General features: G+C 50.6%; 12 protein-coding genes. 2 read left to right on the plus strand and 10 right to left on the minus strand.

What is annotated here, in order from left to right; translation table 11 throughout:
• Positions 1-328: 328 nt before the first annotated feature.
• The 3 genes from FC99_RS03205 to FC99_RS03220 all read right to left on the minus strand — a co-directional run bounded on the left by FC99_RS03205 (position 329) and on the right by FC99_RS03220 (position 3,643).
• Positions 329-1,474 carry an ATP-grasp domain-containing protein gene (locus tag FC99_RS03205; protein ID WP_048735663.1) on the minus strand — a complete coding sequence of 382 codons (1,146 nt, stop codon included), beginning with the start codon at positions 1,472-1,474 and terminating at the stop codon, positions 329-331.
• Positions 1,475-1,584: 110 nt separating this feature from the next.
• Positions 1,585-2,163 (minus strand): xanthine phosphoribosyltransferase, encoded by a 579-nt coding sequence (locus tag FC99_RS03210; protein ID WP_048735662.1) that lies wholly within the window; start codon positions 2,161-2,163, stop codon positions 1,585-1,587.
• Positions 2,164-2,734: 571 nt separating this feature from the next.
• Complete coding sequence (locus FC99_RS03220) at positions 2,735-3,643, minus strand: 1,4-dihydroxy-2-naphthoate polyprenyltransferase (protein WP_048735660.1); 909 nt, start codon at positions 3,641-3,643, stop codon at positions 2,735-2,737.
• A gap of 107 nt (positions 3,644-3,750) precedes the next feature.
• Between FC99_RS03220 and FC99_RS03225 the strand changes: the two genes are divergently transcribed.
• Positions 3,751-4,728, plus strand: a complete 978-nt coding sequence (locus tag FC99_RS03225) for a polyprenyl synthetase family protein (RefSeq protein WP_048735659.1) — start codon at positions 3,751-3,753, stop codon at positions 4,726-4,728.
• 212 nt (positions 4,729-4,940) lie between these two features.
• Here the strand turns inward: FC99_RS03225 and FC99_RS14415 are convergent, their stop codons facing one another.
• From FC99_RS14415 to FC99_RS03245, 6 genes are all read right to left on the minus strand, one after another.
• Positions 4,941-5,027 carry a type I toxin-antitoxin system Fst family toxin gene (locus tag FC99_RS14415; protein ID WP_420324068.1) on the minus strand — a complete coding sequence of 29 codons (87 nt, stop codon included), beginning with the start codon at positions 5,025-5,027 and terminating at the stop codon, positions 4,941-4,943.
• Positions 5,028-5,447: 420 nt separating this feature from the next.
• Positions 5,448-5,534, minus strand: coding sequence for a type I toxin-antitoxin system Fst family toxin (locus FC99_RS14420; RefSeq protein ID WP_420843315.1), 87 nt, complete (start codon positions 5,532-5,534; stop codon positions 5,448-5,450).
• A 225-nt stretch (positions 5,535-5,759) separates the two neighbouring features.
• On the minus strand, positions 5,760-7,496 hold the full coding sequence (cydC, locus tag FC99_RS03230) for a thiol reductant ABC exporter subunit CydC (protein ID WP_048735658.1): 1,737 nt from the start codon (positions 7,494-7,496) through the stop codon (positions 5,760-5,762).
• Positions 7,493-9,226, minus strand: coding sequence for a thiol reductant ABC exporter subunit CydD (gene cydD, locus FC99_RS03235; RefSeq protein WP_048735657.1), 1,734 nt, complete (start codon positions 9,224-9,226; stop codon positions 7,493-7,495). The genes cydC and cydD overlap by 4 nt, the downstream gene beginning before the upstream one ends.
• Before the next feature lie 749 nt (positions 9,227-9,975).
• The gene (cydB, locus tag FC99_RS03240) at positions 9,976-10,986 is read right to left on the minus strand and encodes a cytochrome d ubiquinol oxidase subunit II (RefSeq protein ID WP_048735656.1); all 1,011 of its coding nucleotides are present in this window, start codon (positions 10,984-10,986) and stop codon (positions 9,976-9,978) included.
• On the minus strand, positions 10,979-12,430 hold the full coding sequence (locus FC99_RS03245) for a cytochrome ubiquinol oxidase subunit I (RefSeq protein ID WP_048735655.1): 1,452 nt from the start codon (positions 12,428-12,430) through the stop codon (positions 10,979-10,981). Before FC99_RS03245 ends, cydB begins: the two co-directional genes overlap by 8 nt.
• 624 nt (positions 12,431-13,054) lie before the next feature.
• Between FC99_RS03245 and FC99_RS03250 the strand changes: the two genes are divergently transcribed.
• Complete coding sequence (locus FC99_RS03250) at positions 13,055-14,002, plus strand: NAD(P)-dependent oxidoreductase (protein ID WP_048735654.1); 948 nt, start codon at positions 13,055-13,057, stop codon at positions 14,000-14,002.
• Positions 14,003-14,117: 115 nt separating this feature from the next.
• On the opposite strand, the gene FC99_RS03255 is transcribed toward FC99_RS03250, so the two are convergent.
• On the minus strand, positions 14,118-14,363 hold the full coding sequence (locus FC99_RS03255) for an RES family NAD+ phosphorylase (RefSeq protein WP_156166944.1): 246 nt from the start codon (positions 14,361-14,363) through the stop codon (positions 14,118-14,120).
• Positions 14,364-14,434: the final 71 nt, after the last annotated feature.

A 14,434-nucleotide genomic window follows, 5' to 3' on the forward strand; every position in this document is an offset into this window, starting at 1 on the left:
ACGTTCTGCTGAGACTCCGGCCGATATTCTAAAATTTTACGTGGTGTTCGCCTACAACCGTGATCGCGTTTAGACCGTTTATCCACTGACGCCCGCTAATTATCGGTTTGTTGGTTAAATTAGTCGTCAGCTCGTTCTATTTACGCATTTACGCATTTACGCATTTACGCATTTACGCATTTACGCATTTACGCACTAAGCTTAACAAATGCCAGTCTAAAATACGACAAGTATTCCCATATTTCAACTCACTAAAAACCACATAAAGGGCGCTGTAGAAGGACTCTCACTCGAGAATTCTACAGCGCCCTGTGTCGCGTACTTAATTTCACTCTGCGTTATCCGATTTTTCTGACCAGATACCGGTGTCGTCGAGCTGATCTAAAATTGGCTTCACTGACGGCCCCTGAACGGCGATATGCCCCATCGTCTCGTTATCTTGCTGGTGACGCAGATGGTAGAAGTTAAAGTGCCAGTTGGCCTTTAATTGCCATTGTGTCCGCATTGCGCTCAGCTGACCCGCGGTAAATGAGGCGGTCACGGCCGGCGTCAAGATTTGAGGTTCCGCCAATGGCAAGCCCGCAATGGCCCGCAAATGTTCCGAGAACTCGTCGATCGTTGCGGCGGCTTCGAAGACGTATCCCGTTTCACTAGGCGCTGGCACGATCTTTTTCACATAGATTGCCCCGCTGCTAGTCAGGTAGAAGGACACCTCGAAGATACCCACGTAGCTGACGTTCTTAGCGACTTCACTGGCCACCCGATGGATTTCACCGGCAACGGCATCATCGACCTGTGCGGGTACCCAGGTGCGGATAGGCCGGTCGTCAACGGACTGGACCTCCGTAATTGGAAATGCCTGTTGATTGCCGTCTTGGTCACGTGCCACGAGAATGGAATACTCGCGGTCATAGGCAACTTGGGATTCAAGAATGTACGTCCCCCAATCCAACAAGCCGGCCGCCTTTGCGATATCCGTTTGGGTCTTAATGACCAACTCACGGCCGTGTGACCATTCCTTTTGGATGGGTTTTAGCACACACGGGTAGCCAATAGAATTGACGGACTGGTACACGTCATCGAGGTTGATGATGGTGGCGTATGGCGCAATATTCACGTTGAGTTGTTCAAAGAAAGCCCGCTCTAACAGCCGGTCTTGCATCATTTCCAACATGTCACTGCCCTGCGGAATCCGGGTAAATTGCGCTAAAAATTTGATGACGTCGGTGCTGACCCGATCCGAGTCATACACAATGGCCGCACAGCTCTCAGCAAAGTGCTGTAGCTTGTCGCGGTCCTTCGCTGAACCGACTGCCTTAAAATCGGCCAATTGTAACGCCTCACTCGTTTCATCCGCACCGTACGCACCGACACGCAGCCCCATCTTCCGGGCCGTGGTCACTAACATTGCGGCGTTGGCACTGCTACCAACCACCCCAATCGTATCTCCAGGATATAAGACCGTGTTCGCCAATTTTACTCCCTACTTTCTCGCTTAAAGTTTAATAATCTTTCCGTTAAACACTGCAATGGTTTACTACTTTCATTTTAAAGTCTTGGCAATCATTAAACAAGTCTAGCATTTTACTTATCGGTGGCAAAAATAACCTGGCCATCTTCAAACGAAGCAATGCTGGCCAATGCCTCAAGCTGAATACCGGCATCCGCGACCATTTTATGGCCTTTTTGGAACCGTTTCTCGATGACGACCCCGACGCCAGCAACCTTGATGTTGGCCGTTGCGGCGATATCTAGGAGACCCTGCACGGCTTGCCCATTGGCTAAGAAGTCATCAATGATCAGCACTTTTTCTTCTGGATTCAAGAAGCGCCGGTCAATCGAAATATCGTTATTGACCTGCTTAGTATAGGAATAAACCTTGGCCGTGTATAAGTTATCGGTCAACGTCAAGCTCTTGTGCTTTCGCGCGAAAATTACGGGAACCCCCATGTGCAACCCCGCCATGACGGCCGGTGCAATCCCGGATGACTCCACCGTCAAAATCTTGGTGATGCCAGCATCCTGGAACCGCCGCGCAAATTCGGCACCTAGCTCGTCCATCAATTGTGGATCAATCTGGTGGTTCAAAAAGTTATCGACCTTAAGGACGTTGCCGGGAAGCACAGTCCCGTCTTGACGAATCCGATCCTCTAATAGTTTCATTGCAAACGAACCTCCATCTTTGATTCACCTGCTAGGTAGTTTAAGATTTCGCCTTACCGGGCGGTCAAAAATAGGCTGGAACGCTGTGAACGCGACTTTGAGCCCATGGTTCAGGTCTCAAAGGTCGGTTCTGCCTAACCGAAGTAGAACGCTTCGCTAAGGCAGTGCCACGGCTGAGCCTATTTTTGACCACCCTCACGGCTGACACTGGTTCGTACCAGCATCAACTCCCAACTAGTAGTCCGTTCATTTGCCAGATAGCTTTTGATAATTTGGACTAGCAACCTTCGCTGGAGGAGGCCAACTATGGAAGCCCGTGTCGGTGACGTTAGTCGGGGGAATTTTCCCGGATTACACCACGGAACGTCTTTGGAGACTCGCAGTCTTAGCGAGGCTTCAAAGCGAGGTCAAAGACTGCTTCACGGACTTTGGCCGGTCCCCACTGGCTGGAATGTTTGGCAGCCACAAGCGCCCGATAAGGCGAAAACCAACGACAAAGCAGGTGTTTCTTTTTATTGTACCTGACTGAGCCTTAAAAACACAACGGGAAGCCATCGACATTTACGAATGCTTAACCCCACCACAGTCCGAGGGCTTCAGCGACTACCGTGGTCAACGCGAGAATCCCCAGGCTGCGGACGGCGAGGATGAACGTTTCTTTTTTGACCTGAACACGAAATAATCCTTGCACATTGCGGTAAATCAGTGGGATACTCAGCAGGGCCAGTAGCGACCAGCGTGGCAAGTCACCAATGGCGACACTGACTATCAGTGACAGGTAACCGAGCACATAGAAACTGGCAAACAACCAGAGCGCCCCCCGCTTACCTAGGTAATACACAATGGTCTTGCGATTTAAGTCGAGGTCTTCCTTGGCGTCACAGATGTTGTTCGCCAGTAACAGAGCAGCAATGGCCGCAATCGCAATTCCGGAAGCTAGCAATACCCGGGCCATTAACAAACCGGTGAACTGGTTCGTTTGATAAAGGTTCAGGTAAATGGTGATTAACATGATCATGTAGCCCATGGTAAAACCGGCGAAAAATTCTCCGGTTGGCGTACCCGACAGCGGTTTGGGACCACCAGCGTAAAGATAGCCAACTAAGAAACAGAACATCCCCATAACCAGCAACGGCCAGCCGGTCACCCAGACTAAATACAAGCCGATAACGCCGGCCACAACCGCCATACTTGCCATCAACGCAAAGATTCGGTGAATCGACAAGTGGTTGACGCCAATAATATTGGTATTTTTCTTCCACTCCGCAGCCTGATTGCCGGCCTTCGTGTAATCCTGGTAGTTGTCATTGATGTCAACGGTCATGTTAAATAGCAGCATGGCCACGAAAAACAGGATGGTCACGCCCCAGTTGATGTGCTGAAAGTTGGCTTGGACAAAGATCAGGCCGAGTAAAAATGGCCAAACGGACGCAATTTTTGCTTTAATTTCTACTAATTCGAGAAAGATTTGAACAGTCATAAGGGTCCCCTTTAAAATAATTTCTAAAACGATGATAACCTTTATTTGACAACGTTTCCACATATAGGTAAGATAAAATTTATCGTGTACATACAGTGAGGTGCAAAATGGATCGACAACTTTGGCGGCAATTTCCCCAGGTAGAACCACAACTAAACGCGTTGCAAAAATACTTATTGGCAGCGGTTCAGTTGGATAACCAGCCCATCCACAATAAAATATTAGCGCTCTTAAACTCCGGCGGCAAGCTTCTGCGCCCCGGATATTTTTACTTATTTAGTGAGTTCGGCGACCAAGCCACGTCGGTGCAGCTACAGGCGGGGGCAGCGGCTTTAGAGATTCTCCACGTGGGCACGCTGATTCATGACGACGTGATCGACGAATCGCCTACTCGCCGCGGTGTGCGGACGATTCAGATGAAATACGGTCGCCGCAACGCCATCTATGCCGGCGACTTCATGTTTACCGTTTACTTTAATCAGGTACTGAAATCCACGGCTGACCGCGACCTCGTTCAAAATCATGTCAATTCCATGCACCAGATTCTCTGGGGAGAGCTTCACCAGATGGACCTCAACTATCGGGAAAATACGACACTGGACGAGTATCTCGCCGAAATTTCAGGTAAAACAGCCGAACTCTTTGCACTCAGTTGTTATCAGGGCGCCATGGTTGCCGGCGCTCCACAGACCGTCGTCGACTTGACCCGGGAAATCGGCCTCGCCATCGGGAGTGCCTATCAGATGCTCGATGACATTTTGGACTATGCGGGCGATCCGAAAAAGACCAAGAAACCGATTCTGGAGGATTTACGCTCCGGCGTATACTCCCTGCCCCTGCTCTTGGCGATTCCCAAGGCACCGCATGATTTCCACCGCTTGTTGAAGAAGCAACGCGAGATGACCAACGACGATATTCAAGCCGTTCAAGCATTGGTTGCTCAGCATGATGGCGTCGGTGCCGCCCGGAAACTCGCGACGGAATGGACGGACAAGGCCTTAGCCAACATCGCGCAATTGCCAGCGGGCACAACGCGTGACGATTTGACCAAATTGACCACGATGCTCCTGCGCCGCGATCACTAAGTTAATCAATTAGCGGGTAATACGATTGGCGGACAGTTTGATTGCCTTTCCGTCACGTAACAGATATGATGAGAGTTGAAAAAGGATACTAACATATTGACACCGCTTCAACCGCACCAATAGCACTTACGGAGTCTGCCCGTAAGTGCTATTTTTATCGTCTAATTCTATTTAAGCAACTAAGCGAGTGGGTTAGATTGTCCGCTATCAAGCTACTTGCGGTGTCTACGATCCAACCAATTCGTAAACCATGCAACGATTAAACCAACCGCAAGTGGTGCAAAAAAGGCTACCAACATAATTGACACCCCCCATCTATGATTGACAGAGTGGCAGACAATAAGCCAACTATACCGGACTAGACCGTTAACACCTAAATGAACGAATCGCTTTCTATTTCGCCATGAACTCAATCTCTCTGAGGATGAATAGCCCCACAAATGATTACACCCGACTTGAAACGTCAAAACAAGTTCTACTTGCTACCGTAAAATACTAGTCTTCTCTTACAACTAATTACCGGGCAAAGCGATTGCCGGACACTTTGATTGTCATTCACACCCACAACGGCTATGATGGGTCTTGAAAAGAGAATTCAGCATGGCGACATCGTTTCAACCGCACCAATAGCACTTACGGGTTGAGTCCGTAAGTGCTATTTTTATCGTCCAATTCTCTGTAAGCAACTAAACGGGTGGGTTAGATTGTCCACTATCAAGCTACTTGTGGTGTCTACGATCCAACCAGCTCGTAAACCATGCAACCATTAAACCAACCACAAGCGGTGCAAGAAAAGAGTTCAGCATGACTGACACCCCCTATCTATGATTGACAGAGTAGCAGGCAATAAACCAACTATACTGGACTAGACCGTTAACACCTAAATGAACGAATCGCTTTCTATTTCGCCACCAATTCAAATTCAACGAAGACAAATAGCCCCATAACCGATCGCCCCAAACAAAAGGAAGGCCAACGCCAATCACTCAGCGTTGCCCTTCCCATTTTTAATTGACAAATTACACTAACTCCTACCGCCCTCGGTCCAAGTCATACAGCGACCGGAACCGCGCATTGTTGCGGTATAACTCATCCGGCGTCCCTTGCATGTCGAAGTGGCCGTCCTCAATGAAGCGAACCTGATCGACGTGATTGATGCCCGCCAGATGGTGGGTGACCCAGATGATCGTCTTATCATGCAAGACGCTAAAGACCGTGTCCAGCAAGTGTTGCTCGGTAATCGGGTCCAGACTGACCGTGGGTTCATCCAGGATGATAATCGGCGCATCCTGCAACAAGATCCGCGCCAGTGACAACCGTTGCCGCTCCCCACCGGAGAAACGACTACCGGCCTCTTGGACCTCCGTGTTGTACCCTTCCGGCAAGCTCGCAATCAGGTCGTCCAGTTCAACGGCCTTGATGGCGGCCCGGACCTCGTCATCCGTGGCGTTTAAATTACCCAGCCGAACGTTGTTCATGACCGTCGTATTGAACAGATACGGTTGCTGGTCAAGCACGCCAAAGAGTTGTGCGCGCTGGTCCTGTAACCGCGCGATAGGTTCACCATTTAACGTGACGCTCCCGCTAGATGGTCGCTCATCGCCTAAGATCAATTTCAGCAGCGTACTCTTCCCCGTACCGCTCGGGCCCAACAAGGCCAGCTTTTCACCGGGATGTAGCGTCAGCGACAGATCGTCAATAACCTGCCGTTTCGCGCCGGCATAGGTAAATTGAACGTGGTCGAGTTTTAGCTCCGCCAACGCCCCAATTTCCGTCTGGGCAACCTTGACCGGCTCATTCTCGTCCAGCGCGTTGACCCGTTTGATGGAATCGCGGTAGACTGGCCATTCGCTGACCCCCTGACTCATTTCAGAAAAGGGTTCGACCGTTGGAAATAGGGCCAGGCCAAACGCGGCGACCCAGTTGGCTTCGGCCTGGTTGTGGGTGAACATGACACCGGCCCACCAGACCAGGAGGATCACCGCGGCACCGAAGATAAATTGGATGGCAAAGTTACGCCACCACTGGAAATGATGGTCGGCACGCCGCAACGTGGCAATCTCATCGATGGGCGCATCCTGTTGCTGCAAAAAGTCCTGGCGCCGACCGGAAATCAGCCAGTCACCCAAGCCCAAGACAGCGTCCGTCAACTGCGTGTAGAACCGCCGTTGCACCTGTCGCGCCTGAAATTCCCGCCGACCGTTAACGGCGACGGACAGGAGTGGCATCACGATAACGATGACCCCTAACAAAAGGAGCATTAACAGCCCAAATGGCCAGCTAAAGTAACCGATACCAATGACCACGAATAGGTACAGCAACCAGCCAATGACCAGCGGAAAGACCGTTCGTAAGTATAAATTTTCAATGTGGTCGATGTCCTCGGCGAGAATACTCAGGACATCCCCCGTCTGGTGCGTCTGGCGAATCGCAACCGCCTGCTTCTCGACGGCCTGATAGAGCCGCTTACGGAAGTCGGAAACAATCCGCAGCACCCAGTTGTGGCTGGTCAGGCGTTCCGCGTACCGAAACGCTGGCCGGCCAATCCCGAAGGCCCGCGCCAACACGATAGGCACATAAATCATCAAGATGTTATAGGGATGCGTCGCCGCCCGACTGATCAGGTAGCCGGAGTTAAACATCAGCGCCGCTCCACAGAAGTACGTCATGAACCCTAAGAATAGCACTAGCGCCAGTAATTTCCGGTAACGCCGCAGGTAGGGCATGACCCAGTGATCGTTCTTAAATGTCGCAAAGAACCCTTTCATTTGACCGTCGCCCCTTCCATTTCTGACCGTAACCGGACGTAAGCCCCGTCACGTTGCTGTAACTCGGCTGGCGTCCCCTGTTCGACAATCTTGCCGTGATCCATGACCAAGATGTAGTCCATCTCGTTCATCCAGTGAAGCCGGTGGGTCGCGAAGAAGACCAGATGGTGGTCAAAGACCGGTAACATGGTCTGCTTCAACTCAACTTCGGTCTCGATGTCCAGATGAGCGGTCGGTTCGTCAAAGAGTAAGATTCGGCGGGAGTCGTCCAGAAAGGCCCGTGCCAACGCGATCCGTTGTGCTTGGCCCCCACTGACACCCCGGGCGCCTTCACCGATCGGCGTGTCCAAACCAGCGGGTAAGGTGGCGATCCAGTCGGTCAACCCAGCCTTCGCCGCCGCAGCGTTGACCGCCGCATCATCGGCATCCGGTGAGTAAAATGCTAAATTGTCACGAAGACTCGCGTGAAACAGGTACGGTGCCTGCGGAATGTAAACGAAACTGCGTTGCCAAGCCTTTTGATCGAGGTGGGGCACCTGCGTCCCGCGCACGTTGATCTCGCCAGCTTGGGGGCTCAAGAAACCGCCGAGCGTATTGATTAGAGTCGACTTTCCAGACCCCGACGCCCCAATGATGCCGACCTTTTGGAAGCCGTGCACGTCAAAACTGATGTCCTGTAGCGTAGTGTCATCGGCACTATAGCCCACGTTCACGTGATCAAATTTAAGCGCATCGTCGTCCTGCCAAACGGGATCACGGTCAGACAATAACTCCCGGTCGTTGGGCGTGGCGCGTTGGAGAACGTCCAGCACGGCCGTCAGCGCGTTTTTCCCATTCAAAGTGGCGTGATAGTCGTTGGCAAAATTTCTAATCGGTGCGAAGTAGTCTGGTGCCAGCGTCAAAATGACCAGTGCAGGCAACAGTTGAATCGTGCTGTTCATCAGACCAAAGCCCAAGAAGACGGCAATAATGGCGATGGACAGGGTGGTGAAGAAGTCGAGGGCAAACGTCGACGTCATGGCAATCGTCAAGGTCGCCATGGTCTTCTTGCGATAGTCCTCGCTGACGTGATAAACATTGTCGGCATAGGTCTCGTTTAGTCCCAGCTGCTTCAACGTCGGCAGCCCACGCAACGTGTCCACAAAGTGATTGGACAGCCGCTGGTAGCCGGCATACTGCTTGTCGGCCTTGGCTTGCGCGGCCAGGCCTAAGATAATCATGAAGAAGATGATCAGCGGGTAAATGGCGAGCAGAAACAGCGCCTCTTTCCACTGAATAATGGCGATGTAAATCAGAATCAGCCACGGCGTAATCGACAGGTCGAGCACCTTACCAATGATCATCATCAGATAGGTCTGAATCTTGTCGATGCCTTCCAGTCCCATGGTGACCACGTTTCCGGTCCCCTTCTCCGCCACGACACTGGGGCCGAGGTCAAAGAGTTTCGCCATGAATTGCTTCCGCAGCGTTTTGGTCGTTTTCTCGACAAACGGATACAGGAGCCAATCCTTTAAGATGGTTAACAAATGGCGGCCCAAAAAGGCAACCGCAAAGACCGCCAACGGGGCCACGATGGTCCCAATTGGCTGCTGTTTCCACAGGTGAACGATGGCCGCAGACAGGTACTGAGCTTGTAGAATAATCATAATGGCTTGAATCACAGTCAGTACCGCCATCATGGCTGCTGCCGGTTTCACCCCGGGAAACTTAAACACACGTTGATCAATCAAATCCAAACGCCCCCTCAAAAGACTAGATACAAATTGATTCTAAATGGTCGCACTCCGGCTCGGACTAACTTTCTGACAAGACAAATGTTTAGTACATGAGAAACACGCCATTTCATAGCAACTTCACCGCATGGTTTAACGTTGCCATAGACTTGTTTATAGCCCATAAATTCCCGCATACATCCGCTACCAATCTCAGCACAACCAATTCTTAACTGCGCCCTAAAATGGCCAAGTCGCAGCCAAAATAAATAATCCTATGTAACCGCAATACATACAGTAATGATACTGCTTTCATGCCCGCATTTCGAGTAATCGGCCCCGGTGTATTGCGGTAACGAAACAGGCGCCATGGCCACCATCCCCGGTCGACCCGGTACGGCTTCCATGACGTCTGCCAATTTAATCAGGAAAAATGGAAATCACAGTTCACGCACCCACCATCGACTGTAGGTAATGATGACCACGTCCAACCTGCAGATTGAGCTCACTGCTTATAGCAAGTGCGCCCCATTCCAGCTTCCACCAAACAAGACTTGCTCGTCTAAAATATGAACGTAGTCGCAGGTGGTTAGAGACGTAACCCCGTGGATGGGTTCTTAGACCGAGTGATTTTCTCGGCCTTAGAACCCTGGCCAAGCTTCGAGACTCGAACTATGAGGCTCAAAGTTGCCTTGAAGACTCGCGTATTTCGAGGCTTCAGGTCTGCCTCACAGGGTGGAGTCTCTGACCGCCGAAGACGACCTATCCTAAGCGTCTTGTTTTGGTGAGGCCAGGCGCTTGTAGAAGACCCAGTAGCTCCAGATGAAGTAGATCAAGACGATTGGCAGAATGCTAAACGTCAGGATTGTCATCAAGTGTAGCGTGTACGGGGAGTTCGAGGAATTCTTGATCAACAGTGAGTAAGCTGAATTGTTAGCAATCATGACCCGTGGGAATAACCCATTAAAGATCAAGACGACCACGCTGATCAGGCCAAGACCACTGCCGACAAATGAGAGCCATTCGTGGTTGCCCAGAACGCCCCAGTAAGCCAAGCAGGTCACAATGACCAGCGCAACGACGATTGCCGTGGTGGTCATTGGCTTCTTGTCGAAGAAGTCCGTGGAGAAGTAGAGTAAGACAGCGAATAAGACTTCACCGGCAAACAGAACGGGATAAAGAATCTTGTTCCAAGCCAAGGCCCGGTCACGTAAGCTCCCCTCCGTCTTCAACCGGATAAAGTTTAAGCCGTGGACCAAGCACAGCACGGTCACGGCAACCCCACCGACTAAGGAGAACAGGTTGACGTAATCCGTAAAGTGGGCGGTCATGTCGCCATTCTTATCGATCGGCATCCCGGCAATCATCGAGGTGAACAACATCCCAAATAGGAAGGCTGCACAGAAACTGCCGATAGTTGATGCCCATTCCCAGAAGTTTCGCCAGAAGTCCGTTTGCATGTTAGCCCGGAATTCGAAAGAAACGCCCCGGAAAATTAGGGCAGCTAAAATTAAGAACAAGACGAGGTAATAACCGGAGAACAAGGTGGCATACCACATTGGGAACGACGCGAACATCGCCCCACCAGCAGTGATCAGCCAGACTTCGTTACCATCCCAGTGCGGTCCAATGGTCTTGATGACCACGTCTCGTTCGGCCGTATTTTTCGCAAAACTCTTCACGAGCATCCCCACACCGAAGTCAAACCCTTCGAGGAAGAAGAACCCACTAAACAGCACACCGATTAAGATAAACCAGAGAAGTTGCAGACTAGTCATGGTTGAACGCCCCCTTTGAGTAAGGATCGAGGTCAGTGTCGCTGGATGCGTAACCGTCAGTCAACTCGTCATCTGGACCAGATTTCAAGACCCGGTGGCAAAGGACGATCATGACGACCCCCATGCCGGCAAACATCAAGAAGTAAACAATGTTGGTCGTCAGTAACGAGGCCACGGAAACATTTGGCGAAACCGCATCGGCAATCGTTAACAGCCCATAAACGATCCATGGGTAACGACCGAATTCAGTGATGAACCAACCAGCAGTGTTGACGATAAACGGAAGCCACAGGCACAGCCCCAAGATGTACAAGAACCAGCGTTGCTTCATAATCGCTTGCGACTTCTTACGGTTGAAGATCAACCCCACGATGGCGAGTAAGGCAAACAGTGCCCCCGCGCCAGACATGATTCGGAAGCTCCAGAACAACGTCTTCGTCGGCACGTAGTAGTTCATGTCGCTCCCAAACTTCTTATCGTATTTCGCATGCATTTCTTTGTTGATGGTGTTCATACCTTTAACTGTCCCGGTCGTCTTGTGGTAGCTCAACAGATTCAGCACGTAAGGCACGTCGACGGACCAAGTTGTCTTGTGTTGCTTGTTATCAAAACCAGCGATAGCGGACCATTCACCTTTGTTGGTCGAGTTCTTGTAGAGCCCTTCCATGGCGGCGAATTTCATGGGCTGATTGTTGATCAAGTAGCGACTCTGCATGTCCCCACTGGCAATGGAACCCAGGGAGAAGATGAGGCCGATGACCAAAGCCACATTCAAGGACTTACGGTAGAATGTGACGTGATCCTTCTTGAGTAACCGCCAAGCACAGCAACCGGCGACAACAAAGGAAGCGGTAACAAAAGCACCGAAAATAACATGTGGAAATTCATTCCACAGCTGCGGGTTCCCAATCACCTTACCGAAACTGACCATTTGGACGTGACCAGTCTTGGCGTTGATGATGTAACCCAAAGGATTCTGCATGAAACTGTTAGCAGCCAGAATCCACAGTGCGGAAAGTGAAGACCCAAACATAACTAACCAAATAAATAGCGTGTGGACCCACTTATTGAAGCGACCCCAGGTAAACATCCACATTCCGATGAACGTAGATTCCATGAAGAAGGCGGCCAAAGCTTCGATGGCCAATGGTGCCCCGAAGATATCTCCCATGAACCGAGAGTATTCGGACCAGTTCATCCCGAATTGGAATTCTTGAATGATACCGGTAACCACACCAACAGCGAAGCTATACAGGAACATTTTGCCCCAGAACTGCGCCATCTTCTTGTAGTCCTCGTCACCTTTGATGGCGTACATGGTTTCCATGACGGCCACCACAAAGGCTAGCCCGATTGAAAATGGAACGAAGAAGAAGTGAAAGACAGTGGTCATTCCAAATTGAAATCTAGCTAGGCCTAGGATATCCAGACCAAGATTTAACATTTTTCTAACCTCCCCAAACGTTATGTGTGTAAATAAATAATTGCTGTCTTGTGTCTATTATATCGAGTGATAAGTCAAGTTTCAATGGTTGGGCGCTAATATCGTCAAAGTTGATGGATTATATCAGAAATTTCTACTGGAATTGTTGGTTAACTATCGTAACAGATTAAGAAATGTGTGCTAATCATTGAAAACGATTTCAAATTGTGAGTAATGAATTATGGCGGTAATTTCGCAAACTCATGCTAAAATAAAGCTAATACGATTAGTGGACCAGTTGGGGTGGCGGTATCCGGCCAAAATTAGCTGGCGAGCAATTAGGCATAACAGCGCGTCAATGCCGGTCGCTGATGTCTCCTAACAATGCCCCGCTAACAACTGTTCAAGTCATGGGTAATCTGCAGTCTGGCTAATTATTGGTGTCATTAGTCGACTGCCCGTGTGATTGCTGGCGTCGCTCCATGGCGGACAATCAATTTGAACGGACAGTTAACAAACCAGCCGGTGAATTTTTGTCACGTTGCGGATGGCGGATGACCGACTACACTGCAGACGAGGCTAAGTGCCGCCCACCCTTTCCCCACGAATCGTCACTGAACTTTATTTGCTCGAGGAGGTTTTACGATGACAGAACGAATTTTAACGTTTCAGGCATTGAATCCGGACCAAGCGAAACAGATTGAAGCTTTGGGCGCCGAAGTGGTCCCCTTTGAAAAGATGGCTGAGACCAGTGGCATTACCGCTATCTTTGGCTGGAGTCGAAAGCACGGGCTGAACGTGTTGCAGGACCCGCACAACGCTGTGAAATGGATTCAGACGGTGAGCGCCGGCGTGGACTACCTGCCGCTGGACTACATCAAGAACCACGGCATCAAGCTGAGCAATGCAGTCGGTGTGTACTCCCCGGCAATTGCGGAATCGACGATTGGCTACCTGCTGTACTTCCTGCGTGGTTTCAATGACGCGGTGAAGAATCAGGCGGGCCACTTCTGGCAGCCACCAGAGCGCAATGACCTGGCGTTGCTGGCAAGTCAAAAGGTCGTCATCTACGGTACTGGTAGTATTGGCCAGGATATTGCCGAATTGCTGAATGGCTTTGGCAACTATCCCTATGGTGTGAACCGCTCTGGCCGTGCGGTAGCGGGCTTTGCGGGCACGGTAGCGCAGAAGGACGACGCGGGCTTGATCAAGGACGCCGATGTCATCATCAACGCGATGCCATCGACGCCAGAAACGGTCGACTACTTCAATGAGGCCTACTTTAACCAGCTGAACGGCGTCCGGATCTTCGTCAACGTTGGTCGCGGCACCTCGGTGGATGAGCAGGCGTTGGTCAACGCTCTGCGCAACAAGCATGTGCTGAACGCCGCACTAGACGTCTTCAACACGGAACCGCTGCCCAAGGATTCAGCCCTGTGGGAACTGTCAAACGTGCTGATCACGCCGCACCAGACTGGCTTTGCGGTCGAGAACACGGCACCGATCTTTGACTTTCTGGCGGACAACCTGAAGAGCCTGCAGGAGACTGGCGAGTTGCGTCGGAACGTGGTGGACCCGGCACGCGGGTATTAATTAAACGTCATTGAACCAAAATATGGTGTTAGCGGGAGCTCTTTTGAACTCGCTAACACCATGTTTTTATATTTTATAACTGATTTTACTGTTAGCTACGGACCAATTTTCTAGTTCACCTCGACATTCTTTTAGTCGAATAATCCAGCCCACTAATTCGATAAGTCACCAGCTCCGAATCAATCTGTTCCAAGCTATCTTCGTTAAACAAGACTAAATCCTGAACATCTGGGCGCAGCGTGCTATCATACATAATCCCATCGACCCCCATTGACTTGATTAAATCACTCATGTATTCCGTTGGCACATAGGCCACTTCAGAACGTTCCTGACCACTCGTCGCCCGCATAGTTCTATCCAAATCTCGTAGTTCATCTACCCGGATTATTCATTAACAAGATTTCTTACCAAAATAGGTAGGTCCGAATCGAG

The sequence above is a fragment of the Levilactobacillus koreensis JCM 16448 genome (assembly GCF_001435525.1).
Classification (GTDB): Bacteria; Bacillota; Bacilli; order Lactobacillales; family Lactobacillaceae; genus Levilactobacillus; species Levilactobacillus koreensis.